Source organism: Haloarchaeobius ordinarius (assembly GCF_051801355.1).
Lineage (GTDB): Archaea > Halobacteriota > Halobacteria > Halobacteriales > Natrialbaceae > Haloarchaeobius.
The window spans coordinates 3173070-3198194 of the sequence record NZ_CP196560.1; the positions used below are offsets into that span (position 1 = coordinate 3173070).

Annotated in this window: 22 protein-coding genes; 7 read left to right on the plus strand and 15 right to left on the minus strand. The window is 67.0% G+C overall.

Going from position 1 to position 25125, the window contains the following annotated elements; all coding sequences use genetic code 11:
- Positions 1–268 precede the first annotated feature (268 nt).
- Together ACSC1R_RS16635 and ACSC1R_RS16640 are read right to left on the minus strand one after the other, a co-directional pair.
- Positions 269–1531 (minus strand): NAD(P)/FAD-dependent oxidoreductase, encoded by a 1263-nt coding sequence (locus tag ACSC1R_RS16635; RefSeq protein WP_439026840.1) that lies wholly within the window; start codon positions 1529–1531, stop codon positions 269–271.
- Between the two features lie 77 nt (positions 1532–1608).
- On the minus strand, positions 1609–2982 hold the full coding sequence (locus tag ACSC1R_RS16640) for an NAD(P)/FAD-dependent oxidoreductase (RefSeq protein ID WP_439026841.1): 1374 nt from the start codon (positions 2980–2982) through the stop codon (positions 1609–1611).
- Between the two features lie 83 nt (positions 2983–3065).
- Between ACSC1R_RS16640 and ACSC1R_RS16645 the strand changes: the two genes are divergently transcribed.
- Positions 3066–3854, plus strand: coding sequence for an enoyl-CoA hydratase/isomerase family protein (locus ACSC1R_RS16645; RefSeq protein WP_439026842.1), 789 nt, complete (start codon positions 3066–3068; stop codon positions 3852–3854).
- A gap of 16 nt (positions 3855–3870) precedes the next feature.
- Here the strand turns inward: ACSC1R_RS16645 and ACSC1R_RS16650 are convergent, their stop codons facing one another.
- A complete protein-coding gene (locus ACSC1R_RS16650) occupies positions 3871–5067 on the minus strand; it encodes a hypothetical protein (RefSeq protein ID WP_439026843.1) in 1197 nt (398 codons plus the stop codon).
- Positions 5068–5203: 136 nt separating this feature from the next.
- Here ACSC1R_RS16650 and ACSC1R_RS16655 point away from each other — a divergent pair, with 136 nt between their 5' ends.
- Positions 5204–6172: a D-2-hydroxyacid dehydrogenase gene (locus ACSC1R_RS16655; protein WP_439026844.1), complete on the plus strand. Its 969-nt coding sequence runs from the start codon at positions 5204–5206 to the stop codon at positions 6170–6172.
- Between the two features lie 62 nt (positions 6173–6234).
- Complete coding sequence (locus ACSC1R_RS16660) at positions 6235–7569, plus strand: cytochrome P450 (protein ID WP_439026845.1); 1335 nt, start codon at positions 6235–6237, stop codon at positions 7567–7569.
- A gap of 25 nt (positions 7570–7594) precedes the next feature.
- Here the strand turns inward: ACSC1R_RS16660 and asd are convergent, their stop codons facing one another.
- Positions 7595–8635, minus strand: a complete 1041-nt coding sequence (gene asd / locus ACSC1R_RS16665) for an aspartate-semialdehyde dehydrogenase (RefSeq protein ID WP_439026846.1) — start codon at positions 8633–8635, stop codon at positions 7595–7597.
- 269 nt (positions 8636–8904) lie between these two features.
- Between asd and ACSC1R_RS16670 the strand changes: the two genes are divergently transcribed.
- Positions 8905–9360 carry a hypothetical protein gene (locus ACSC1R_RS16670; protein WP_439026847.1) on the plus strand — a complete coding sequence of 152 codons (456 nt, stop codon included), beginning with the start codon at positions 8905–8907 and terminating at the stop codon, positions 9358–9360.
- A gap of 11 nt (positions 9361–9371) precedes the next feature.
- Here the strand turns inward: ACSC1R_RS16670 and ACSC1R_RS16675 are convergent, their stop codons facing one another.
- Both ACSC1R_RS16675 and ACSC1R_RS16680 read right to left on the minus strand, forming a co-directional pair.
- Positions 9372–11924, minus strand: a complete 2553-nt coding sequence (locus ACSC1R_RS16675; protein WP_439026848.1) for a hypothetical protein — start codon at positions 11922–11924, stop codon at positions 9372–9374.
- 99 nt (positions 11925–12023) lie between these two features.
- The gene (locus ACSC1R_RS16680; protein ID WP_439026849.1) at positions 12024–13007 is read right to left on the minus strand and encodes an aldo/keto reductase; all 984 of its coding nucleotides are present in this window, start codon (positions 13005–13007) and stop codon (positions 12024–12026) included.
- Positions 13008–13152: 145 nt separating this feature from the next.
- On the opposite strand from ACSC1R_RS16680, the gene ACSC1R_RS16685 reads away from it, so the two are divergent.
- The gene (locus ACSC1R_RS16685) at positions 13153–14436 is read left to right on the plus strand and encodes a hypothetical protein (protein ID WP_439026850.1); all 1284 of its coding nucleotides are present in this window, start codon (positions 13153–13155) and stop codon (positions 14434–14436) included.
- Positions 14437–14487: 51 nt separating this feature from the next.
- Here ACSC1R_RS16685 and ACSC1R_RS16690 read toward each other — a convergent pair whose 3' ends face one another.
- Genes ACSC1R_RS16690 through ACSC1R_RS16715 form a run of 6 tightly spaced genes read right to left on the minus strand, consistent with a single transcriptional unit; the run spans position 14488 to position 19553 of the window.
- The gene (locus ACSC1R_RS16690) at positions 14488–14679 is read right to left on the minus strand and encodes a 30S ribosomal protein S17e (RefSeq protein ID WP_439026851.1); all 192 of its coding nucleotides are present in this window, start codon (positions 14677–14679) and stop codon (positions 14488–14490) included.
- A gap of 24 nt (positions 14680–14703) precedes the next feature.
- On the minus strand, positions 14704–15294 hold the full coding sequence (locus ACSC1R_RS16695) for a DUF447 domain-containing protein (RefSeq protein WP_439026852.1): 591 nt from the start codon (positions 15292–15294) through the stop codon (positions 14704–14706).
- 19 nt (positions 15295–15313) lie between these two features.
- A complete protein-coding gene (locus ACSC1R_RS16700) occupies positions 15314–16159 on the minus strand; it encodes a triphosphoribosyl-dephospho-CoA synthase (RefSeq protein ID WP_439026853.1) in 846 nt (281 codons plus the stop codon).
- Positions 16160–16219: 60 nt separating this feature from the next.
- Positions 16220–16972: a tRNA-dihydrouridine synthase gene (locus ACSC1R_RS16705; RefSeq protein ID WP_439026854.1), complete on the minus strand. Its 753-nt coding sequence runs from the start codon at positions 16970–16972 to the stop codon at positions 16220–16222.
- On the minus strand, positions 16969–17961 hold the full coding sequence (gene cofD / locus ACSC1R_RS16710; RefSeq protein WP_439026855.1) for a 2-phospho-L-lactate transferase: 993 nt from the start codon (positions 17959–17961) through the stop codon (positions 16969–16971). Before cofD ends, ACSC1R_RS16705 begins: the two co-directional genes overlap by 4 nt.
- A 29-nt stretch (positions 17962–17990) precedes the next feature.
- Positions 17991–19553: a hypothetical protein gene (locus ACSC1R_RS16715; RefSeq protein ID WP_439026856.1), complete on the minus strand. Its 1563-nt coding sequence runs from the start codon at positions 19551–19553 to the stop codon at positions 17991–17993.
- 306 nt (positions 19554–19859) lie between these two features.
- Here ACSC1R_RS16715 and ligA point away from each other — a divergent pair, with 306 nt between their 5' ends.
- Entirely contained in the window at positions 19860–21515 is a 1656-nt protein-coding gene (gene ligA / locus ACSC1R_RS16720; protein WP_439026857.1) for an ATP-dependent DNA ligase LigA, read from the plus strand.
- A 94-nt stretch (positions 21516–21609) separates the two neighbouring features.
- On the opposite strand, the gene ACSC1R_RS16725 is transcribed toward ligA, so the two are convergent.
- Both ACSC1R_RS16725 and ACSC1R_RS16730 read right to left on the minus strand, forming a co-directional pair.
- On the minus strand, positions 21610–22260 hold the full coding sequence (locus ACSC1R_RS16725; protein ID WP_439026858.1) for a DUF7504 family protein: 651 nt from the start codon (positions 22258–22260) through the stop codon (positions 21610–21612).
- A gap of 40 nt (positions 22261–22300) precedes the next feature.
- Positions 22301–22639 carry a winged helix-turn-helix domain-containing protein gene (locus ACSC1R_RS16730; RefSeq protein ID WP_439026859.1) on the minus strand — a complete coding sequence of 113 codons (339 nt, stop codon included), beginning with the start codon at positions 22637–22639 and terminating at the stop codon, positions 22301–22303.
- Positions 22640–22811: 172 nt separating this feature from the next.
- On the opposite strand from ACSC1R_RS16730, the gene ACSC1R_RS16735 reads away from it, so the two are divergent.
- Positions 22812–23330 carry a hypothetical protein gene (locus tag ACSC1R_RS16735; RefSeq protein WP_439026860.1) on the plus strand — a complete coding sequence of 173 codons (519 nt, stop codon included), beginning with the start codon at positions 22812–22814 and terminating at the stop codon, positions 23328–23330.
- A 25-nt stretch (positions 23331–23355) separates the two neighbouring features.
- On the opposite strand, the gene ACSC1R_RS16740 is transcribed toward ACSC1R_RS16735, so the two are convergent.
- Complete coding sequence (locus ACSC1R_RS16740) at positions 23356–24363, minus strand: hypothetical protein (RefSeq protein WP_439026861.1); 1008 nt, start codon at positions 24361–24363, stop codon at positions 23356–23358.
- Positions 24364–25125 lie beyond the last annotated feature (762 nt).

Genomic DNA, 25125 nt, shown 5'->3' on the forward strand with positions numbered 1-25125 from the left:
CGGTATCATCCCTTGGCGGCATGCCGCGTCAACCGGGAAACCCTCGTGCCGGGCGGACAGCGCTGCCAGTGCTGTCGAATTCCGAACCGACAGGAGCCGGTCCGGCAGGCCGCGTAGTGCGACCAGCAGAGACGATATCGCGTACCTGGGTTCTCCGCTTCGTCATCGCTACCGAAATGGGTCCGCTCGGAGCGGGGACTTGTGGCACGCAGAGATGAGTAACCGGCCACCGGGGTAAGGTCTTGCGACTCGGCCCGGCTCGAACCGGTCACACCGCGCCGGGGATGTGCCTGTACTCCCAGTCGTCGGTGTACGCCCGGTAGAGGCGGGTCCGCATCGTCTCGTTCGCGAGCAGCCCGGCGAGCAGTTTCGGGTGGCGGGCGAGGCGCAGGAACGCCTTGCGCGGGTTTCTGTCGACCTCCTCCACGTCGATGCCGGAGACCGCGTCCATCACCCCACCCAGCAGGTCCGGGCGGCCGTCTTCGAGCGCGCCGCGGACGATGTAGGCGAGCCGGTACTCGTTGCGCAGGCGCTTGTACAGGTGCTGTGGGTAGTCGACGAGCTTGTTCTCCGCGGCCAGTTTCGCCATCAGGTACGAGGACTCGACGGCCTGCGAGATGCCCTTGCCGGTGAAGCGGTTCGCGATGCCGGCGGCGTCCCCGACCCGGACGACGCGCTTCTCGGGGAGGTAGGTCCGCCGGGGGTCGAGCGAGGGCCCCCGCGGGATGGTGTAGACGTTGGCCTGCTCGCGGGTGGGGACCGGCCAGTCGTTGCGCTCGCAGGCACGCTCGAAGGCGGCCATGTAGTCGTCGGGCTTCTTGTCCTGCGCCCAGCCGATGCCGACGTTCGCTCTCGTCTCGGATTTCGGGAACGCCCACGAGTAGCCGAGGTAGTTCTCGAAGATGATGAGCGAGTCGGGGTAGAGGGCCGAGAAGTCGCCTTCCACGTCGGCGTTGAGGGCGGTCATCGCACCGGCGTACTCCCCTGTCGTCCCTTCGACCTTGCTGGCCATCGAGGGCTGGCCGGTCGCGTCCACGACGAGGTCGTGTTCGTCCTGCAGGGACTCGAACTCGGCCTTCGTCACGCCGTGGTTCTCGACCACGTCGACACCGCGGTCGTCTAGCTGTTCGGCCCAGGTTCGCTCCACGAGGTTCCGGTCGGTAACGTAGCCGTGCTTCGAGGGGAACCGACCCTTCCCTGCCAGAACGCGGTCGCCGGTGTCACCGGTGTACACCTCCACGTCGAAGGCAGGCGTGTGGTTCGCGAAGCCGTTCCGGCGGGTCTTCGCCATCGGGAGCATCGAGACGTTCGTCATCGCCTCGCCGCAGTTCACGCGTTTCTCGTCGTAGGACTGGCGCTCGTAGAGCGTCACGTCGTAGTTCAGTGTCCGCAGGGCGTGGGCGGCGGCGAGGCCAGCCATCGCCCCGCCGACGACTGCGGCGGACCGCCCAGAGCAATCCAGTCGGTCGGAGAGGCGATAGGTGCCGAGGTACGAGAGGAACGGGTCCGTCTCGGCGTCGGGTCGAGTCATACCCGGCACTTCGACTGCCAGCACAAAAACACGTCGTCAGGCGACGTGGGTGTCGGAACAACGAGTGGCGACAGCGGTCAGACGACGTAGTCGTCTTCGGTGAGCTGGACGTAGCCGTTCTTGCGGAGCGACCGCTTCGTCCGCCTGTACTTCGCCAGCAGCTTCATGCCCGAGAGGCCACCGGACAGACGGCTCTTGATGAGCGACCCGTCGCTCCCGTCGCTGATGAGCTTGTTCGTCATCTCGAAGGTACGGTCCCAGTCGTCCGGGCCGTACTCGGCGACGATGTCCGCGAAGGTGACGTTTCGCAGAATCTCGTCGCCGACGGCATTGCGCCAGACCTCGTTGTAGCGGTCGAGCGAGTCGACGGCGGCGAGCCGGCCCGCGATTTTCCCGGTTCGACAGGCGACGTGGTAGCCGCCCTCGTGGAACGCCGAGGTGGTCCCCATCGCGCCGCCGGCGACAGCGATACCGGCTCCGGTCGGGGACTCGATGGGTTTGGTCGAGGAGATGGGGTACGTCTCGGTCCCGCCGGACTTGCCGCGGTCCTCGACGAGGGGGAAGTCCTCCTCGATGTCGTACTCGTCACCGTACTCGATTTCGAGCAGTCGGCGGATGTACTCGCCGGCCCGCGGGAGGGACTCGTCGTCGGGTTCGAGCAGGCGGTAGCCGTCGGGGTCCTCGACGTCGTCCAGCGTCATCCCGATGGGCATCGTCAGGCCGATGCGGGCGACGGTGCCGTCGTTCGGGAAGATCCACGGGTAGGCGGTCTCGCCGGGCATCCAGCCCCACCAGAACTTGAGGTGGGTCTCCTCGAACACCTCCTCGGGCACCTCGCGGTGCTCCTGGTAGGCGATGTGGTTCGCCGTCGGCGGGCTCATCACGTCGGAGACGCTCTTTCCCTCGGGCATGAACTGGTCGAGCGTCGGGATGGTGACGGTCCGCTGGGGGCCGTCCGCCAGCACGAGGTAGCGAGCTTCGACGTCCTCGCCGTCGGCGAGATGGACGGTGTGGCGGTACTCCTCGTCGAGGTCGGTGTCGACGCTTCTGACCGAGACGCCGACCTCGTAGGTCGCACCCTCGTCCTCGGCCTGCTCGCGGAGCCAGTCGTCCATCCGGGCCCGCTGGAAGGTGTACCCGAACCGGTCGTAGGAGGACTCGATACCGGTGCTGCGGAGGGTCGTCGTCTCGGTCGGGCCGACGAAGTCGACCGCGTCGAGTTCCTGCAGGACGATACCCTCGGGGAACTCGTCGGGGTCGAAGTCCATGATGTCGACCCAGTAGTCGAGCATCCCCGCCGCGTCCGTCGAATCTGGCCCAAGCCCCTCTCGGTCGGCCCGCGGGACGCCCTTCTCCAGGACGAGGGCGTCCGCACCGTGATAGGCCGCTTCCATGGCGGCACATGTGCCCGCCGGCCCGCCGCCGACGATGGCCACGTCAACGCGCTTCATACCTCGTCTCCTCTCGGCAGTCCCAAATAAAGCCCCCGAACCGCCTCGGCGGCTTTTTGTCGCTGCCCTGCTCACTCCGGACCATGAGTGATTACGAGCACGTCGCCGTCGAACGGACCGACGGGGTCGGCCGAATCGTCATCGACCGCCCGGAGAAGTACAACTCGCTGTCCCCCGAGACCGCCGCGGACCTCCGCGCCGCCGCGGACGGCCTCGCCGGCGACGACGCGGTCCGCTGCATCACCCTCACCGGTGCCGGCCCCGCGTTCTGCACCGGTGCGGACCTCACGACCTTCGAGGGCGACGGGTCGGATTCGCGGCGACTCGACCGCCTCGCGAGCCGGCTCCACGGGGCCGTCGAGACGCTCGCGGAGGCCCCGAAACCGACGATTACCGCGGTCAACGGGGTCGCCGCCGGTGGCGGCCTCGGCCTCGCGCTCGCGGCCGACGTCGTGCTCGCTCACGAGGACTCTCGCTTCGAGTTCACCTACCCGCGAATCGGGCTCTCGGGCGACGGCGGCTCGACGTGGTTCCTCCCGCGGCTCGTCGGCTACCGGAAGGCCCGCGAAATCGCCCTGCTGGACGAGCCGATTCCGGCCGAGCAGGCGGTCGCAGACGGCCTCGCGACCGAGGTCGTCGCCGACGAGGACTGGCCGGACCGCGTGGACGAAATCGCCACCGACCTCGGTACCGGCCCGACGAAGGCGTACGGGACGGTCAAGCGCCTGCTGAACAAGTCCAACGACAGGGGCCTGTCGGCCCAGCTCTCGGCCGAGAAGGACGCCATCTCACGACTGGCGAACTCCGGCGACTACGAGCGCGGCTACGCGGCGTTCTTCGGGGACGAGGAAGCCGAGTTCGAGGGGAACTGAAGTCGGTGAGCCGGGGTCAGTAGAGCGCCACGTCCCAGAGCCACCCTGACATCGTCTTGGACCCACGAATCCGGTCTCGGGAGGGCTCGCCCGGCCTGGCGTCCACGGCCGCGTCCGCTGGTTCCATCGTCGCATCGGCGCCGTCGTCCACCGCTGGCAACTCGGGAGACACGTCGAGCCTCGCCTCGTCTCCTCCACCGATATCGGCGGCCCGAACGGCCCCCGCACTGGTCACCAGTAGCGCGAACACGAGTACCTTCGCGAGCGTCCGTGGCTTGTTCGTGAACACCGGCAACTCTTCTGGAGTCACCGACCGGACCGGGGCGGCTTCCGCCGGGGCGAGCCGACACACGGTCGGCGAGACGGTATACTCGAAGAACGAGAGGTGGAAAGCCCGGGTGTACGCGGCGACGAGGCCACCGACGACGACCCAGACGAACCCGCCGAGGACGAACACGACACCCGCTGGAAGCGCCTCGACGGTGAGCCAGAATGCCACCGCGAACGCCGCGGTCGGCGGGAACACGCCCACGGCGTATCGAACGAGCTTCTTCGGGCGGACCAGCGCGAATCGAAGGCTGGTCGTCCAGGCCCGACTCGGTCGCTCGGCCGCGAACAGCGAGACCGCGTCGTAGAAGCGAATCGGGAGCCCGCCGAGGACGTGTGCGACCGCGACGAGGAGCAGCCCGAAGAAACCGTAGTCAAGTGGGGCGAACCAGGGCAACGAGACCGGCGTGTGGTAGCTGAGGAACTGGAGTGGCGTGACGACGACGAGAAGGAGGCCGAAGACGACGACCGAGGAGAGAACGGTGCCGACGAGGATGCCGGCGAGGTGCCAGCCCGAGGCAGCGAGCAAGGTCGGATAGTACACGCGGGCGGCGTCGACAGCGTGCCGGGCCTCGTCCGCGAGGTCGTCCCCGCGTGTCCCGTACACCAACGTCTCCCGGCCGAGGTGGTAGATAACAGCGAGCGGTGCCGGGGCCAGCACTGTCCAGACCACCGACCCGGCGACGATTCCCGCCGCGAGCGCGCCCGCACTGCCGACGAGGTCGGCCGCGATGCGCGTCGGCGTCAACGAGAGCCCGAACTCCGTCGCGACGGTCCAGCCGACGAGGACCGCGAGGCCCTGTGCGACCGCCAGCCCGAACCCACCCAGAAGCACCGCTGGCCGTCGGTTTACGACCGTGATGGCTCGTCTGGCGGTGCGAAACATACCCATGCCAATGGAGTAGTCTGTTATAAGCGATTTGGCAGCAAACAGGTTCGTTTCGCGCCGGGCCGGTCGACAGTTCCGGCAATCCCCGCCACGTCCCACAAACCGTTAGCCGGCGGCCCTCGTTCGCCCCCACATGAGCGACGCCCCAGCCGTGCTGGTACTTCGAAAAGGCGCACACGGAATCCCCATCGAGCAGTACGCAAAGGCGCTGCGCGACCGACTTCCGGACCACGAGGTCACCCTCGCCCGGACGCCAGAACAGGAGCGCGAGCACGTCGAGGACGCCGAAATCGTGACCGGCATGTGGCTGACAGACGAGTTGCTGGACCGCGCCGAGAACCTCCGCCTGTTCGCCTGCGCCTACGCCGGGACCGGGCACCTGCCGCGGGACCGCCTCGCGGAGATGGGCGTGACCCTGACGAACGCCTCGGGCGTCCACGGGCCGAACATCGGCGAGCACGTCCTCGGGGCCATCCTGACGTTCTCACGGCGGTTCCACGAGGGATTCAGACGGCAGGAGCGCCGGGAGTGGCGGAGCTACGAGACCCACGAACTGAAGGACTCGACGGTCACCATCGTCGGGCTCGGCGCACTCGGACAGGCGACCGCAAAGCGCCTGGACGGGTTCGGCGTCGAGACCGTCGGCGTGCGCTACTCGCCCGAGAAGGGTGGCCCGACCGACGAAGTCATCGGCTTCGACGAGGACGCCTTCCACGACGCGCTGGCCCGGACCGACTACCTCGTTCTGGCCTGTCCCCTCACGGACCTGACCGATGGCCTCGTCGGGACCTCCGAACTCGTCACGCTCCCGCCGAACGCGGTCGTCGTCAACGTCGCCCGCGGGCCGGTCGTCGAGACCGACGCGCTGTTGAACGCACTTCGGAGCCGGTGGATTCGTGGAGCCTCGCTCGACGTGACCGACCCCGAGCCGCTGCCGTCCGACCACGACCTCTGGAACCTCGGGAACGTCCAGATAACGCCACACAACGCCGGGCACACCCCACACTACTACGAGCGACTCGCGGACATCGTGGCCTCGAACGTCCGACAGGTGACCGAGACGGGCGAGTACGAGGGCCTGGAGAATCAGGTGCAGCCGTAGGGGTCTGTAGCCACGGAGACCAATCGGACGATTGATTGGCCGACGGATACAAACCACTGGACATGCCCCAGCAAACGACGGACTGGCGGCCGCCCGGCCCCCGCGGCCTCCCGGTCCTCGGGAGCACCCTCGACTTCCAGCGCGACCCGTTTACCTTCCGGACGAAAGTCGCCCGGACCTACGGTCCCGTGGCGAGTTTCGACGTGCTCACCGAGACGTTCTACCTCCTGACCGGCCCCGACCACATCGAGCGAGTGCTCGTCCACGAGAACGAGAAGTACGTCAAAGGCGAGATATTCCAGACGCTCCTCTCGCCGTTGCTCGGGCAGGGCCTGCTCACCAGCGAGGGCAAACAGTGGCGCACGCAGCGACACCGCATCCAGCCCGCCTTCCGCCCCGACGCCCTCTCTCACTACGCGGACATCATGGTGGACGAGACCGAAGACGAACTGGCGACCTGGGCGCCCGGCGAAGTGCGGAACGTCCACGAGGACATGATGGCCCTCACGGGCGAAATCGTCGCGCGGTCGCTGTTCGGCGTGGACGTGAGCGACCGGACCGAGGTCGTCGCCGAGGCACTGGACGTGGTGATGCGCCACGCCGAGTCACTCACCTCGTCGATGGTCCCGAACTGGGTCCCGCTCCCGAGCAAGCGCCGCCGGGAGGAGGCGGTCACAGTGCTCGACAGCGTCGTCTACGACATCATCGAGGAGCGCCGCGCAGACCCCGGCGACGACGTGGTCTCCGCGCTCCTCGCCGCCGAGGACGAAGACGGCCGGACGATGAGCGACGAACAGCTCCGCGACGAGGTGATGACGCTGTTCCTCGCCGGCCACGAGACGACGGCGCTCTCGCTTTCCTTTACCTTCTTCGTGCTCGCCCAGCACCCCGACATCGAACAGAAACTCGTCGCAGAACTGGACGAGACGCTGGATGGACAGCCCCCGACCGTGGCCGACCTCGCCGACCTGCCGTACCTCGAACGCGTGGTCAAAGAGTCGATGCGGCTGTACCCGCCGGTCCACGCCATCATCCGGGAGCCGACCGAGGACGTGGTGTTCGACGGCTACCGCGTCCCGGCCGGGTCGCCCATCTCGATGCCGCAGTGGACTGTCCACCGCGACCCAGAACACTACGACGACCCGATGGCGTTCCGCCCGGACCGCTGGACCGACGACTTCGAGGACGAACTGCCACGGTACGCCTACTTCCCGTTCGGTGGCGGGCCCCGCCGGTGCATCGGCGACCGCTTCGCCATGATGGAAGCCCGCCTCGTGCTGGCACGCATCCTGCAGGCGTACCACCTCGAACTCGTCTCGGAGCCGTCGCTCGACCTCGCCGCGAGTATCACGACCAGACCCGTCTCGCCTATCGAGATGCGGGTGCACGAACGATAACGGTTCGACGGAGAGAGCGCGTCGGCTACAGGTAGCCTTCCGACAGCAGCAGTTCGCCGTTCAGGACGCTCGCCCCGGCGGCACCGCGGATCGTGTTGTGCGAGAGGCAGTTGTACTGCAGGCCGAGGTTGGTCTGCTTGAACCCACCCGCGGCGACCGCCATGCCGCCGCCGAGCGTGCGGTCGAGACGCGGCTGCGGGCGGTCCGGCTCGTCGAAGACGTGGATGAGCGGCTCGGGCGAGGAGGGCAGGTCGAGACTCGGGTACTCGCGCATCGCCTCGGCGGCGTCCCCGGGCGTGAGTTCCTCGGCGGTGCCGACGAAGACGTTCTCGAGGTGCCCGTCGAGCGTCGGGATGCGGTTACAGGAGGCTGCGACCTCGAACCCTTCGAGTTCGAAGCTCGCGCCGTCGAACGAGCCAAGCAGCTTGCGCGATTCGGTCTCCAGCTTGTCCTCTTCACCGCCGATGTACGGGATGGCGTTGTCGATGATCTCCATCGAGGTGACGCCGTCGTAGCCCGCCCCGGAGACGGCCTGCAGGGTCGAGACGTGGACCGTCTCGATGTCGTGACCGGCGTCGGCGAGGGCGGCGAGGGTCGGGACGAACGTGATGGTCGAGCAGTTCGGGTTCTTCACGAGTGCGCCGTCCCAGCCGCGCTGCTCGCGCTGGACCTCCAGCATGTCGAGGTGGTCGGCGTTGACCTCGGGGATGACGAGTGGGACGTCCTCGGCCATCCGGGCGTTCGAGGAGTTCGACGAGACGACGTAGCCCTGCTCACAGAACGCGGGTTCGACGGCTTCGCCGACCGAGGAGGGAAGCGAGGAGAACAGCAGGTCGACGTCGTCGGGGACCTCGTCGGGGTCGGTCGCGGTGACGGTCAGCTCTGCGACACTCTCCGGAATCGGAGAGTCGACGCGCCACTTCGCGGCCTCACGGTAGGTCTTCCCGGCACTGGACTCGCTGGCGGTGAGTGCCGCTATTTCGAAATCGTCGTGCGGTTCGAGTAGTTGGATGAGTCGTTGTCCGACGGCACCGGTCGCGCCGAGGACGCCTACGCGGACAGTCATTGTTGACGGGAAAACCCTGCCACAGCAAAACCCTTCGGGTGGGGTCAGCGTTTGCTGGGGCCGCCAGCCGGAGTAGTCAGGGTCGCGGGAGCGACCCGTCGGGTATCGGGATACCAGTGGCACACCCGGTTACCAGTCACACGGTCCCACCGTGTACCTCCTTCCCCGCCCAGCCGCAACTGGTTTACCCATTCCCACGGAAGTGAAACCAGACCGACGAGCCGACGGACGCCTCCGCCGTCCACCGGCCACGCGTCGACGTGATTCTCATGGACGAGACACCAGCGACTCCGACCGAGACGACCGACGCAGACGACGAGCGAGACGGCTCGTTCTCCATGCATCGCCGTGAACTCCTGCTCTCCGGAGCCTCCTACGCGACGGTCGGCCTGGCCGGCTGTGACACCCACCTCGTCTCGCTGGCGCAGGTCCGCCGGGCCGCCCGGGCTGCCGAGTCGAAGGAGGTGGCCGAGGCTGTCGCCCGGACCGCCCGCGTCAAGGGAAACCCGGTCGCGACCGCGGCCGCCTCGAACGCGGTGTCGAAAGCCGTGCTGGACCAACGCGACGAGGTCGCCGAGGAGTTCGCTGAGGGTGAAGAGACAGACCCGGGTACGGCCGCCGAGATGGTCGACGAAGAAGACGCCAGCGCTGGTGGTACCGACGACTCGACTGCGGTCGAGGAGTCGACCGACGACGAATCCGGAACGGACCAGACAGAGGAGTAGTCTCGGCCGGCTCAGCGAAGGCCGCCCAGCGCGTTCCCGTCGTAGGTGTTCCCGCTCGCAGAGAGCGTCGAGTCGCTGCTCACGGCCAACCCGTATCCCGCGCCGTTTCGAATCGTGCTGTTCTGCATCGAGAGCCGGGAGCCCCGCGAGACGACGACGTTCCCCGCGGCGGGGGCCCACGTGTACTTGTCGCCGCCGCCGTACTCCACCACGGCGTAGTGAAGTTTGTTCTCGGTGCGGTCGGTCTCGTCGAACTCGATACCCCGCCAGTAGCCCGCCGTCTTCTGCTCTCCCGTGAACGTGATGGGGCTGCCTTCCTCCCCGACGGCGGTGAGCGACCCGGTCCCGTTGCTCTCGGCGACCGAGAGGCCCGAGTCCTGCCCGAACTCGACGGTCGCACCGGGGTCGACGGTCAGGTGGCCGGTGACCTCCACGCTGTCGCCCGAGACGACGCGGTAGGGTACGTCGATGGCCTCCCAGGTGACGCGCTCGCCCTGCGTGATGGAGCCGCCGTCGACCATGACGACGTCCCGGTCGTTGCCGGTGTAGGTGCCGGTGTCGCTGAAAGAGTGGGCGCTGCCAGTGTCGGCGTAGGCCGCGCCGTCGCGGTTCCGGGTGACGGTGTTCTGGGTGAAGCTGTCGACGGTGCTGGTTCCGCTCACGGCGATGCCGTACGCTTGCGACTCGCGCAGGGTGCAGCCGTCGACGCGCACCCGGGACCCGCGACCGACCGAGATGTTCCCGGCGGCGGCCGCCCAGGTGTACTTCTCGCCGCCGCCGTACTCCACCACGGCGTTGCGGAACTGGTTCTCCGTCCGGTCGGTTTCGTCGAAGACGATGCCGTTCCAGTAGCCGCGAGTCTTCTGCTCGCCGGTGAACGTGATGGGCTTCGATTCCTCGGTGTCGGGGTCGATGCCCACCGCGGTCAGTCGCCCGGTCCCGCTGCCGGTGACGACCTCCATCCCGGCGTCCTGTCCGAACTCGACGGTCGCGCCGGGCGCGACGGTCAGGTGGCCCTGGACCTCGACGGTGTCGCCCGATGCGACCCGGTACGGCACGTCGATGGCGTCCCAGGTCGGGCGCTGGCCGTCACGGATGGTGCCCTTCGTGACGACGACTACGTCCACGTCGTTGCCGGTGTAGGTGCCCGTGTCCGAGGGAGCGTAGGCCAGCCGCGCGCCGACGTTCCCGGCACCCCGCGCGTTCTGCGTGACGGTCACCCGGTCGAAGGAGTCGACCGTCGTCCCGTTCTGGAAGTGGAACCCGTACGCCGCGGACTCTCGCAGGGTCGACCGCGAGACGAGCACCCGGCCGCCGCGGGCGACCGCGACGTTCGCGGCCGCGCCGGCCCAGGTGTACTTCTCGCCGCCACCGTACTCCACGACGACGTTCTCCAGTCGGCTCGGGACCTGGTCGGACTCGTCCACGACGATGCCCGTCCAGTAGCCGCGGGTCTGCTGCTCGCCCGTGAACGTGATGGGCAGCGATTCCTCGGTCTCCGGGTCCATCCCGATGGCCGTGAGCTGGCCGTCCTCGACCACTTCGACCCCGGCGTCCTGACCGAACGAGACGGTCGCGCCGCCCGACACCGTCAGGTGACCACCCGAGATGGAGACGTTGTCGCCGGGCATGACGCCGTACCGGGCGTCGATGGCGTCCCACTCGACCTCGTCCGTGATGGTGCCGCCACTGACGCGGACCACGTCGTCGTCGTTCCCGACGTATGTGCTGGAATCGGCCAGCGCGCCGGCCGTCGCGACGCCGACGCGGGCCGCCCCGGACTCGTTCGCCGTGACGACGTTCTGCTCGAAGGCGTCGACGCTCGAATCGTTCGAGAACGCGACCCCGAAGGCGGCCGACTCGCGGAACGCACTGTGGCTGATGGAGACGCGGGCGTTGCGCGTGGCGGCGAGGTTCGCGGCCGCCGGTGCCCAGGTGTACTTGTCGCCGCCACCGTACTCCACGACCGCGTAGGCGAGTTCGTTCTGCTGGTCGGACTCGTCGAAGACGATGCCGTTCCAGTAGCCACGGGTCTGCTGTTCGCCCGTGAAGACGACCGGGGAACCACAGGTTCCCACCGCTTTGAGGGTGCTCCCCTCACGCACTCGCAGCTGGGCGTCCTGCGCGAACGTCAGCCGCGTCCCGGCGTCGACAGTCAGCGTCGCGCCGCCGGTGACCGACAGCCGTCCCTCCACCAGGTACTCGCCGGAGAGCGTGGTGTCGTCCGAGATGCCGCCCGAGAGCGTCTCGACCGCCTCGCCGCTGGCCTCCGGGACCAGACACGGGTCGATACCGGCCGTGTCACCGGCCGCGTCCGAACCGGAGCCAGCGTCCGTCTCGGTGCCCGAGTCCGCATCTGAATCCGCAGACGTCCCTGTGGCCGTCGCGGTGGCGGTGTCGGTCCCCGCGTCGGCCCCGTCGGTGCCCGCATTCGTCCCGAGCGCGTTACACCCCGCGAGGGAGAACGAGAGTGCGCCCACACCGATGGTCTTCAGTAGCGTCCGTCGGGGAGAATCGTCGACCGTTCGCTCGTCGTTCGAGCCACGTCCACCTTTACCAGTCATGCAGACCTATCGACTGTTCCCCGATAAATACCTTGCCAATGTGAAAATTACACAATTCGTATACCACGGGGGAAACGACAGTTGACGGTGGCTACGACGTCACCAGCGCTGGTGGACGTGCTCACGAACCCGCTCCTCGTACACGTCCTGGACCAGCCGATGGTCGTCCGGGGACGGTGCGGGGAGACTGGCAGCAGCCACGTTGTCCGCGATGTGAGACGGGGAGGTCGACCCCGGAATCACGGTCGATACCGCGTCGAACGAGAGAATCCAGCGCAGGACGAACTGCGCCATCGTCGCGTTCTCCGGCACCGCCGGACGGAGTTCCTCGGCCGCCTCGACGCCCGCTCCCAGTGGAACGCCCGCGAACGTCTCACCGACGTCGAAGGCCTCCCCCTCCCGGTTGAAGTTCCGGTGGTCGTTCTCGGGGAACTCGGCGTCCGCGTCGAGCTTGCCGGTAAGGAGGCCCGATGCCAGTGGGACCCGGACGATGACGCCGACGTTCTCGCGCAGAGCCGCCTCGAAGAACCGCTCGGCCGGGCGCTGGCGGAACGGGTTGAAGATGATCTGGACCGTCTCGACGCCGGGGTACTCGATGGCCTTCATCGCTTCCTCCACACGCTCGGCCGAGACGCCGTAGTGGGCGAGTTTGCCCGCTTCCTTCAAATCGTCCATCGCCGCGACCGTCTCGGGCTGGTAGTACGCGTCCGTCGGCGGACAGTGTAACTGGACGAGGTCGAGGGTGTCGACGCCCAGGTTCTCCCGGCTCCGGTCCACGAAGCGTTCGAGGTTCTCCCGGTCGTACCGCTCGGCCGTGTGCGGGTCGAGCCGCCGGCCCGCCTTCGTCGCCACGAACGGCTCCTCGTCGCGCTCTGCCAGCACCTCCCGGATGAGGCGTTCACTGCGACCGTCGCCGTACACGTCGGCCGTGTCGAGGAACGTAATTCCCTCGTCCAGTGCCGCGCGGACTGCGTCCCGTCCCTCCTCGTCCGACACGTCGCCCCAGGCGCCGCCGATTTGCCAGCAGCCGAGGCCCATTTCGGTCACGTCCGCGCCCGTCGAACCGAGTCGTCTGGTGTGCATGGGCGGGGCGACGGGCGTCCGTCAGAAATGGATTCGGGTCGTGGCAGGGTGGTCGAGTAACCGACTGGTCGATAGCCACTCGCGGCGCGAACGTGTTTGACATCCAACAGACAGGTTCAAGACATCCGCGCGATTCGTCGCCGGTATGCCCTCCTCACAGTCGCCCGATACCTCGGACGGACACCGGGGCGATGGCTCGCCCTCCGATAGGGAAGCCGCCGCCAGGAAGCAGTGGCTCCGCCGGGAGGTAATCGGGACTGCGGCGCTCGGTGGGACGGTCATCGGGGGCGGCGCACTCGCCCTGCATGACGGCCCGCTGTTCGGCTCCGACCGCACCCGGTTCAGCACCGTCGTCCGTGACAGGGACCGGCTCGTGACCGTCGGACACGTGTTCGACGCCGACGGGAGACGAACCCACCGCATCGTCCTGTGCCTGAACGATGCCGGCGACCCGGTCTGGCAGGTCGTCGGTCGCATCCGGGACGAACAACCGTACGTGCAGGCCGCCGTGACCCGCGGACGGGAGAGCGTCATAACCCTCGACGAGGTCTTCGAACCCACCTCGCGGGACGAGTGGGTTTCCCGGGGATACGAACTCCGGGGGTACGAGGAGGGTCGGCTCGAAGCGGTCGCCGAGTTCCCACCAGATGCGGTGGTCGATGGCGCGATGGCCATCGACGGGAACCGGGGGTTCGCCGTCGGTCGTCGCCCTGTCGAAGGGTCGTCTGCGGAGTACGAGGGCGTCCTGTGGGGCTTCACGACGGACCTCACCAGGGAACCATTCGCGCTCGCGACCAGTTCGACGGTACGCCTGAACGGGGTCGCCGTCGACGGGGACGAGCGGATCCTCACCGGCAGTTTTGACAACGGAGTCTCCCAGCAGTGGACCGGGACCTTCGGCCGTGGCGAGGACCCACTCGAAGAGGGCTGGCGCACCCGGGACGGCGGCGACCCGCCCGCACCCGTCGACCTCACGTCCGCCGTCACCGGACAGACCCACGACCCGGGGACCGTCGGCCGGGTCGTCTCGACCTGGAACGGCTACGTCGCCGGGGCGGGTGCAGCGCGCGTCTCAGGCGTCCGGGGGCTGACACTGGCCGGTGCGCCGCGCTGGCAGAGCGACGCGCGGTTCGTCACGGTCGAGGCGCTCACCACCCGCGACGGGAGCGGCTGGGCCCTCCTCGGGGACGGCGGCGACGATGTGACCATCGTCCTGACCGGGGAGCCCGACGGGCGCACAGACTGGCGAACCGACCTCACCGGGCGGCTGGACGCCACCGACATCGCACCGAAGCCCGGTGGTGGCATCGTCGCTGTCGGGGAAGACACCGGCGATACCGACACCTCGACCGGCCGGGTCCTCTGTCTCGGGCCGAACGGTGACGAACAGTGGGCCCACCGCTACTCGCCGGCGGACAGCAACGGCTGAGCGTGGTCACTCCGCGTGAGGAGAGAACGCAGAAGCGAGTCAGAAACCGCGTTACTGCTGTTCGTTGCCGCCCTTCTTGCGCGTGACGTAGCCCGCGATGCGATTTCGCACGCCCTTGGACTCGATGTTCGTCAGCTTGGAGACGCTCTTCTTGTTCGTCTCGAAGTCTGTGGTGAACGCCTTCGGGTACCGTTCGAGCAGGATTTTACCCGTCTTCTTGACGTAGTCGGGTTTGATTGCCATACCCGCTGGTTCTTCGGTCGGCCCCTAAAAGGATTCGTTCTGTGTCTTCCAGTCCGTGAGTGCAGCGATTCGGTCCATGGCCTCGCGCTCGCGTGAGCCGCCGCAGCGGTCGACCACGGCTTCGAAGTACGAGAGTCGCTGCCGGAGCGTCGTGCTGTCGTAACTCGGCACGTCCAGCCGCGAGGCGGCGACGGTCGCCTCGATGACGGCTCCGAACGCCCGGTTGATTGGGACCACGGACTCGCGCTCGACCACGGACTCGGTCGGGTACAGGTTCCACTCCGCCCAGTCGGTCGTCCCGTCGTCGCCGGTGGTCACGTGTTCCACGTCGACCCGGGCCCACGCGTCGGCGCTGTCCAGTACCGGGTCGTCGCACTCGAACACGTTCAGTGCGGCCTCGGTGAAGTGGACCGGGTCGCGGGTGAACTGCACGACCGCCTCACCCCGGCGGTCGAAGTTGAGTCGGGTCCGGGTTCGCCCCCACGTCCGGGCGGTGACCGGGTCGCCCGCGTGCACGCCGAGGGCCGCGAGGTTCCACCGACCGTTCGGCCCCTCGGTCGCGACGACCGACTCGGTGATGCCGTGGAGGTCGACCGGCCAGTCGGCGGCGGTCACACCACCACCTCCGACGCACTCATACGACCACCTCGTCGCGTTCGAGCGCCACGAACGTCCCCGCGGCGACGATGTCCGCTGTCGTTCCGGGGTTCACCCCCCGGGCGACCAGGTCGTCGCCGAAAGCGTCGATTTCGGCCGTCCCGGCCTCGCAATCCAAAAGATCGGCAGCCCGGGACGCGACCTCCTCGGCCACGTCCATCCCGTGCTGTTTCGCCACGAGCGAATCTGGGTACTCGGCCAGTTGGGCGAGGAAGGCGTCCGCGATGCGGGCCGGCACCGGCCCATCCCCAGCAGCGACCCGGTCGGCGACGGCGAAGGTCCGGGGGAAGCCGTTCGTCCACTCGACCGCGTTGTCGTCTTCGGGCGCGCTCAGTTCCATCACGTCGTACAATGTCAGCGCCCGGTCCTCCACGGCCGGCACCGCATCGCTCCCGCGGCGGGCGTCAAGGTCTGCGGCGTCCGCGGGCGGGTCGTCGACGAACACGTCGGCGTGGTCGAAGGACCGGTAGAAGGCGGCGGCGTCCGCGACCGTCGTCTCCTCGGCGACGGTGGCGACACCACCGGGGGACAGCGCACCCACACCGGCGGCCCGGACCAGCGGGACGAGCAACAGCAACGCCCCAAACTGGGTGTTTCCGCCACGCTGGTCCGCCATCCCCGCGACGGCGGTCTCGAAGGACTCGCCGACCGGTGCGCCGCTCGCGGCGTCTCGCAGCCCCGGGCTCGCACCGACCGCCCCGGCGAGGAAGTGCTCGAACCGGAGGTCGTCGAAGTCGCGGTGCCGGTCGACGTTCCCCGGTTTCGGCGTCCCCGCGACCTCCAGCAGGAGGGCGAGTTCTGCGTTCTGTGCTGGCGTTCGCATACCCGCGGTTCGTCGTCGGGAGTGAAGAAAGGCGCGCCACCGGAGAGTCTGCCGACAGAATCAGTCCTGCACCGCGAACCACGCCTCGGTCGCATCCCTGACCCGCTCCATCACCACCGGGTCGTCGCTCGGCCGGCCGACGCTGACCGCGTCTGCGCCGTAGTCGAGGTACTCGTGGACGGTCTCGCGGTCCCGGACACCGTTGTTCGCGACGACGGTGCAGTCACAGGCATCGACCACGTCGCGAATCACCGCCTCGGAGTCCATCGCATCGACGTGGAGCATCGACGCCCCGGCCGACTCCAGCCTGCTCGCGGTCTCGGCGAGGTCGACGCCCGGAACCTCCGCACGGACTTTCACGCTGACCGTGGCACCCGTCTCGGCTGCCGCGGCGACGTACTCACAGAGCCGGTCGATGTCCCGGAGCAACGACTCGCCACAGCCCACCGCACAGAGCTCGTCCTGCCGGCAGTGGGCGTTCACCTCCAGAACCGCGCCGTGGTCGACACAGACTCGGGCCGCCTCCCGGACCGGGTCGACCGTTGCACTTCTGACGTTGAACCCTGCTCGAATCGGGGCGTCCGCGAGCGCCGCCAGCTGGTCGTCGACGAACCCGAACGGGTCGTCCGGCAGGAACTCGTTCCGGTCGCGGGCGACGAGTTGGCGAGCAGCCTCGCGCGAGCGCTCGTCGAGTGCGATGCCACCGAGAAACGCCAGCCCCGCGTACTCGCTGCCGGCACGTGCCCAGGTCGCGTCGGCCTCGCCACTCAGGCTTGCGAGTGCGACCCGTGGGGAGAACTCCAGGCCAGTCATTCGACGGCGTCGATTGCCCGGTCGACCGCCTGGCACACCCGTGCGGCGTCCTGGCGGTCGTCGATTCGGATGTCGGTGTACTCCGTCGGCGCGTCGAACGAGACGTCGTCGGACTCGTCGACGACGAACGCGTCCGCGAACGGGTAGGCCGTCTGGAGGCCGGACGTGCTCGGTTCGCCACCGACGGCCTCCATCAGCTTCGCCGCCGGGCCGGAGAACGCTTCGTCACCCAGGAACGGCGAAACGACGACGACCGTCGTCTCGCTCAGTGCCCGCCCGAACTCGGGAATCGAGAGCATCGGGCCGATGCTCGTCACCGGGTTCGACGGCCCGATGACGACCGTGTCCGCCAGCGCATCGAGCACGCCGGGTGCGGGTTCGGCCTTCGAGGAACCACGAAACTCGACGTTCTCGACGGCCGGTTTCGCGCCGTGTGCAACCCAGAACTCCTGGAAGTGCATCATCCCCTCGTCGGTGTGGATGAGGCTCGCGACAGGGTCGTCGGTCATCGGCAGGATATCGATGCTCAACCCGAAGCCATCGGTGAGCTGTTTCGTCACCTCCGAGAGCGTGTGTCCGGAATCGAGCAGGCTGGTCCGGGTGATGTGGACCGCCCGGTCGCGGTCACCGATCTCCATGAACTCGGCGACACCCGAGAACCGTCGCCAGCGGGCGAGTTCCCGGCCGGCGGTCTGTTCCTCGGCCGGGAGGAACTGTGGCCCGTCCGACAATCCGACGGCGTTCGCGATGTCGTGGAGGGCGTCGTGGGTCCGCGTCGTGTCTCCGCGAATCCCCCACCACGTCTCGCGGTCGAGGATGCCACCACCCTGGAAAACCAACGTGTCGATGTCGGGGCATACGAACAGCCCACCGAGTTCGATGTCGTCCCCGGTGTTGGCGATAACTGTCGTCTCGTCCGGAGAGAAGGCGGCAGCGGCACCGTCTAGGAGCTTTGGTGTCCCGGTGCCACCGGAGAGGAACGTCACCATGTGCCCCCGTTTCAGCGTGGGGGCTATAATCAGTTCCGGCCCTGTCGGAGCCAGTCGGCGAACGTCCCGTCGAGCAGCGTCTGTCGCTGGTTCGACACGTACTCGCGCTGGGTGGTGTGGACGGCGTCCGTGAAGTCGACACCGTCGGCGACGGCGCTCGCCACGCGCTCGTGCTTCCAGCTAGCGGGCGTCGTCTCCTGTCTGACACGCATCCGGAGCGGGTAGAGGTAGTGGGCGGCTTCGTCGTCGCTCAGGCCGCGGTTCTTCAGGCCAGCCTCGGCGTGGTCGAACAGGTCGGCGAACACCGTGGTCGTGTCACTGGTCTCCTTGCCGTCGTTCGTAATCCACGTGAAGTCGGCGTCGAGCCCGTCGCGCATCGCCCGGTAGAAGTTGTCGTGGGCGAGTTCCCAGTCGAGGTCGTGGACGGGATGTTCGAGTCGCGGCAGGCTGTCCATCAGGCCGGCGAAGACGGCCTGGAACGCGACCGAGTCGGTCACGGTCGGCTGGGCCGGGATGGGTCGGAACTCGATGCGGGCGTTCGCCGCCGAGCGCGTCGGACCGCCGAACACCGGGCGGACCCAGCGCCAGTAGGTCCCGTGTTTCGTCCGGAAGTGCGCGAAGGCGTCGTCGAAACGGTCGGACTCGGAGACTGGCATCGGCACGAACGTATCGTCTTCTGCGATGCGGTCGACGGCCTGTTCGACGGAGTCGATGTCCCGCGGGAAGCGGACTTTCCCGACCGTGTCGGCCCTGGCGTTGAGCACCGTCTCGAACACGCTGATGCGGTGTTCCATCCACGCGTCGTCGAGTATCTCCTCTGCCGTCGCGTCCTCGTCGTAGAGGTCCGGTGGGAAAAACGGCGAGTTGGCACCCAGCGCCAGCAGCGGGCCGGCGATACGGATGGCGTACTGGAAGTACGTCGGGAGGTCGGCCGCGTGAGGGACCTGATAGTGGGGCTGGATAGAGGTGATGAGGCTCTCCGGGAACACGGTATCGGCCTGAAGGTCGACGTGCGGTGCGTCCAGGCGCATCCCGGCAGCAGCCGCCCGGTCGGTGTTCGCCATGGCGTGGTACCGGGCGCTGTCGCTCATGTTGGTCGCGATGCGGACACCCCGGTCCTCGACGCTGTCGGTGAGGTACTCGCGGGCGGTCTCTCCTTCCGGTGGGATGGTCCACAGCGCGTCGCTCACCAGACGCATGCCCTCCGACCGGGTGCAATCGAGCGCCGTCTCCAGTCGCGAGAGCACCTCGTGCTCTTGCGCGAGGAGTCCGTGGCGGTTGAACGGCTGCGGGCTGGTCGACATCTCGGCGTTGTGGAGGCCGAGTTCCTTCTCGAAGCCGATGAACTCGAGGAGCCGTCGTGGGACTCGCCGCAGGGCGTACTCGTCGGACTCGCCCTGTGTGTCCTCGTCGGTCTCGGCGACGGCGTAGAACTCGTACTCGAACCCGAGGATGGCCTGTGGGTTGTCGAACGTCCCTGCCGCCAGTTCCTCCTTGATGGTCTCGGCGTCGGCCGCGACCTGTGACTGGAACTCGTCGGGGTCGACGGTGAGCACGTCTTCGACTCGTGCGGCGAGGTCGTCGTCCGGCATACCCCGACATCAGGTCGGCGCGGCCTTCAAACCCGCGGGTAGGCAGGCTAGGGGTCTCGGGGGAGGGTGCCGAGTCGAGACGAGCGTGGCCGGAGCGGATGGCGAACAGGCGACACCGCAACTGCTCGCCAGCGGGTGGTGTCGCGCGACCGTGGTCCCGCCGGCGATGGCGTGTCAGGACACGCCGGTCGTTGCCGCGGCTTCCAATATGAATGCTGACGTGGACTGATGACGGTGACGCGAACTCCGTCGCCCTGATGACCGAAGTCGGGTCGTTTATACTCTCGTCGGGCCGAGGCTCCGCCAATGGAGTTCGCTGCCTTCGCCTCCCGCGCGACGGAGATAGAAGCGGAGCCGGCCGACCTGGAGACCGTTTCACTCGTCCGTGACCTGTTTCTCGACGCCGAGGGGGACCTGTCGGTCGTGACCCGGTTCGTCCAGGGTCGGGTGTTCCCGGCGTGGGACGAGCGGAAACTCGACGTGGGGCCGAATACGGTGTACGCCGCCATCGCGCGAGCGGCGGGCCAGAACGTGGACGCCGCCGACGTCGAGGCGCGACTCGCGGACCTCGGTGAAATCGGCGAGGTCGCGGCGAGTTACGACTTCGGTGGACAGCGAGGGCTCGCGGCGTTCGGGGCTGGCGGTGGCGAGGACCTGACGGTCGACTCCCTGTTCGACTCGTTCGAGACGCTCGCGGCCACCGGGGGAGACGGGAGTCAGGACACGAAACTGGACCTGCTCTTCGGCCTGTTCAACCGCGCCAGCCCCGAGGAGGCGCGCTTTCTCGCCCGTCTCGTGCTCTCCGAGATGCGAATCGGAGTCGGCGAAGGGACCGTCCGAGACGCCATCGCCGAGGCGTTCGACGTGTCCGTTCCGGCCGTCGAGCGAGCGTTGCAGGTGACGAACGATTACGGTCTGGTCGCCGAGACCGCCCGAGACGAGGGCGAAGCAGGCCTCGCTGAGCACCATCTGACCGTCGGCCGGCCGGTCCAGGCGATGCTCGCCCAGACGGGGACCGCCGCCGATGCCCTGGAATCGTGGGACGAAGCGGCGGTCGAGACGAAGTTCGACGGTGCGCGGGTGCAGGTTCACTGGGACGGCGAGTCGGTCTCCGTCTTCTCGCGGAACATGGAGGACGTGACCGCGGCGCTCCCCGAGGTGGTCGAGTTCGTCGAATCGGCCTGCGAGTCACCGGTCATCCTCGATGGCGAGGTCGTGGCGGTGGACGACGACGGCGAACCGCTCCCGTTCCAGCAGGTGCTGCGCCGGTTCCGCCGGAAACACGACGTGGCGAAAGCGCGAGAGGACGTGACCGTCGAACTCCGGGCGTTCGACTGCCTGCACGCCGACGGCGAGGACCTTCTGGACGCCCCGCTGACCGACCGACACGACCGCCTGCAGGCAGTCCTCGAGTCGCACGTCGCGGACCTGACTCTGACGGACGACCCGGAGACTGTCGCGGCGGTCGAAACCGAGGCACTCGAGTCGGGCCACGAGGGTATCATGCTGAAAGCTCCGGACTCGACCTACAGCCCGGGCAAACGCGGGAAGCGCTGGCTGAAACGCAAGCCCGACGTCGAGACGCTGGACTGCGTCGTCACCGGCGCCGAGTGGGGCGAAGGTCGGCGTGCAGAACTCCTTGGGACGTTCGAGATATCGGTCCGTGTCGAGGATGCAGGCGAGTTCGAAACCATCGGCAAGGTCGCCACGGGTATCACCGACGACGAACTGGCCGAGTTGACCGCGCTGCTCGAACCCCACATCCAGTCACAGAACGGGAAGGCCGTGGCGCTCGCTCCGGCCGTCGTCTTCGAAGTCGGCTTCGAGGAGATACAGGAATCCCCGACGTACGATTCGGGCTACGCACTTCGATTCCCGCGCTACGTGGCCGTCAGAGACGACAAAGAACCCGTCGATGCCGATTCGCTCGTACGCGTCGAACGACTCGCCGCGGCACAGTGATGCGACAGCGACACTGACACAGTGACGCTGGGACGGCGACCTGCAGCGATGACGCTGGGACAGCGACCTGCAGCGATGACGCTGGGACGGCGACCTACAGCGATATCCAGTTCGTCGTCCGTTCGCCCGCCGGGACGTGCCAGCGCTGCTTCGCGCCGGTTGCCGTCTCCTTGAGTTCGATCCAGCCGTCGAAGAGGTCCACGACGTGTGCCGGGACCTCGTCCTCGCCCACGTGGAAGTACCCCATCCCACGACAGCCGCGGACGACCGTCCCCAGTGCCCGGACGAACCGTTCACCAGTCTCGCAGTCGGCCCCCTCGAGTAACGTGTCCACCGAGGGCGCGAGCAACCGCAGCTGTCCAGGGTCGAGCCCCGACGCACGACTGTCGAAGCGAACCACCGACTCGAGGACCGCCGCGCGAACCCCCGAGAGGGTCTTGTACTCGTCACGCCGATGAACGCGGACGTCTGGGTGTGACGGTGAGACGTGCTCGGGAAGGAACGGTTCCGCGTCCTGTTCGGGGCTGGGCGTGACGACCACCCGTTTCCTGTCCGCATCCGGTGCGCCGCCGAGCAGCCGAAACGCCCGTGCGATGGTGTCTTCTCCGACGTCACCCGAGACGACCATCGCACAGCCGTGTCGTTTGAACTCGGCGAGTATCGTCGAGAAATCGTCCTCGTCTGCGCTATCGCGGAACGTCGCCCCCGACAACTGTCGTTCGAACACGATTCGTTCGGCATCCATGCGAAGGTCCTACCAGCCCTACTACCAAAACGCTTCTTGCCTACTCTACGAACTCCTCGACGGACGCCGCGAAACCCTCCCGTTCCGCGTATACTCGGCTCAGCGTCGTGTTCAACTCTACGAGAATCGTCGCCTGGTTCGTATCGGCGAGCGAATACGACGGGTATCCTTCCCCCTCGTGTTTCTCCATCAACCCGAGGTCGATGAGTGCCTCGCGATGACCGTGGAACGTGCTCGGGGAGAGGTCCGCGGCGGCGGCTATCTCGCTCGCTCCGAGTCGTTCGTCGTGGCGTTCGACGAGGATACCGAGTATCGCCACTCTGGCAGGGTACGCGAGTGCCCTGGTCAGCGGCGGGTCGAACGACTGTTGAGAACGCATCGACCGTCCCGACGGGCTATGTCATCAAGTATATTTTGGAGACCACTCTTCGTTCACTGCAGACAACATTATTTAACGAGTGTGCGAATTATAGGCTCATTAATTACACTATTTTGAAAATATTGGGTTTCATGCCAACATCTTTTACCCACTGGGGCTTGCTGTGTGGCGTATGAGCTTCGGCATTCCTCCTGGCGGGGTCCGGGAGGACCAGACGGAATGGGTACTGGAACGTGCGACGGAACTAGACGTACCACCGGCTGTGGTATGGGACTATCTCGAACGGAACACCGAAGGTGACGTCGTATCCGCAGGAGAACATCGCACCCACCTCGCGCGATTCTTCGACGCTCACCTCGCCCGACCGATGGTCTCCGACCATACTCGCGTCCGCCTCTACGACGGTCCAGACGGCCGGTACGACTACATCAAGGGCGTCCACTACGCCCAGGACGTCGAAGGTGACGCCCGGCGCATGGTCCACGCCGTCGCCGCCGACCAGCAGATGACCATCGAAGTCGACGGCGACTGTGGTGTCGCCGTCCGCTTCCACGAACCCGTCGCTTCCGCCGACGCCTACGTCGCCTCCGAGATTCTGCGCCGTGCGTTCGACGAACCCCTCGACGAGATCGACGACATCATCGAAATCATCGACTACGACACGCAGCGGTCGTGGACCGAACTGGAGTAATCGAAAGGGCGCGGTTCTGGGGTAGCTACCGTTCGAGCAGCCGCACGACGTCTGCCTCTGATTCGGGCCAGTGGAGTTTATTCCCAAATCTGACAGGTGTGCTCTTGCCTTCGTCGGCGAACTCCATCACCGACCGCGCGATGTGTCTCAGTCCCAGCGCGTGCCCTGACGTCGTTCCAGGGTCGAATATCATCTCTTCCCATTCCTTCTCGGTCTCGTTCTCGTCGTATACGTAGTTCTCTGTCAGAGTACCTAGCGTATCCGATTCGCGGAGATACGTGCTCACCGAGAGTTCGAACAAGTCCTCACCTCGCTCGCGTAGTTCCAGGACGGTCGGTGGTGCACCCTCTTTGGTAGAGAACCGGGAGAGTCCGTCTCCGACTACGAGATATTGGGACCCGGCTTCGAGATGCATCGTCGCCTGTTCGAAGGCTGCACTCATCGAGAACCCATCACTCAGCAGTCGGGAGATGTTTCGACCGACGATGGTAGCGTCTCGGTTCGTGATTCGAGCGGTTGTCGCGACACCCGCGACCGCTCCTCCGTCGATAAGTGCTCTCGCGTGGTGATACGTCTGGCACGCGTTCAGGAGGAACAGGTCGACACCGACCGATTCCAGCCCGCAGACGTCGAGAGGCCCGTCGCGACAATACAGACCCTCTGGACTCGCGTGCCCGATGAAGTGTAGCAGGTCGTAGTGGTCGTCCGTGAACAGTGACGCCATCTCCGAACAGGACACGTCGGAGCAGAGTGTGACGTTCCGCCCGATACCGCGGTTCCGGTCGTAGAACTCGTCGAGCACCTTTTGCTCCGGCAGCATCTCCTCGTCGTTACAGACCACCGCGACATCGATGGTGGCTTTCTCGGTCTGGCTGTCGAGTGCGTTCTCGAAACTGACTCTGGTGGCCTTGGCCGCGTTCGTCGGAATCCCGGGACCGAACCACGCCTGTGTGACTGCGTCGTCGATTGGTGAGAGCTCGACGTGGGGTGCTCGTGGTGAGCGGTCTCTCTCTACACGTGGACTTGCGCTCACAGCAGGCCTTCGAACGAACGCAGATATCATCTCCGAGTCTGGTCTGGTCGGCGTTGCCCGTGCCGGGCGAATGGCCCCAAGACGATGAAGTACGTGAGGGACCACCGAGACCGACTCTGGTATGGGCGGTAGATGTGCTACCATCGGTAACCGGGGCATGGCCGCCTCGATATCGTCGTATTCGACGTCCATGTAGGCCTGAAACCGTTCTACTGGTGTCGCGTCGTATGCCCACTCGAGCTCGAACGGGAGATTCGAGAGCGTCGAGTCGTCGAGAATCGGGTCGTGGGCGTAGATGCCGACCGACCGAACGACACAGTCCAGAAGGAACACCTGCCGCTGCAATCGGACGATGTCGTCTTCGAGTGACCTCTGGGTTCCGAGTGGAACCGTCTCGTTGTCTGTGACGATTCGTGGCCTGTCCCCAGTCCGAAGTGTCCCACAGAGGTAATGCGCCAGTGGGGCGGCTGTGAACAGGGGGGCGTATCGTGGCGGGACGACCACATCGATATCGGTCTTCGGTGGGTCGAGAGTCTCTGGAATCGCTAGTTCGTCTCCGATTTCTATCCGAGAGGGGTGGTCGCGAAGCCCCGGCCAGGTACGGTTCGTGGATACCGCCGAGAACGAGTCCGCGAGTGCGCTGAGTGCGCTGGCCATGTCCTCGGGCTGGTCGGTCGTCCGAATCGTGGTCGTCGGTTCACTGTGACTCGATCGGAACCCCACGGTAACCCGTCGAGCGTCGTCGAATTCGACTCGTGAACG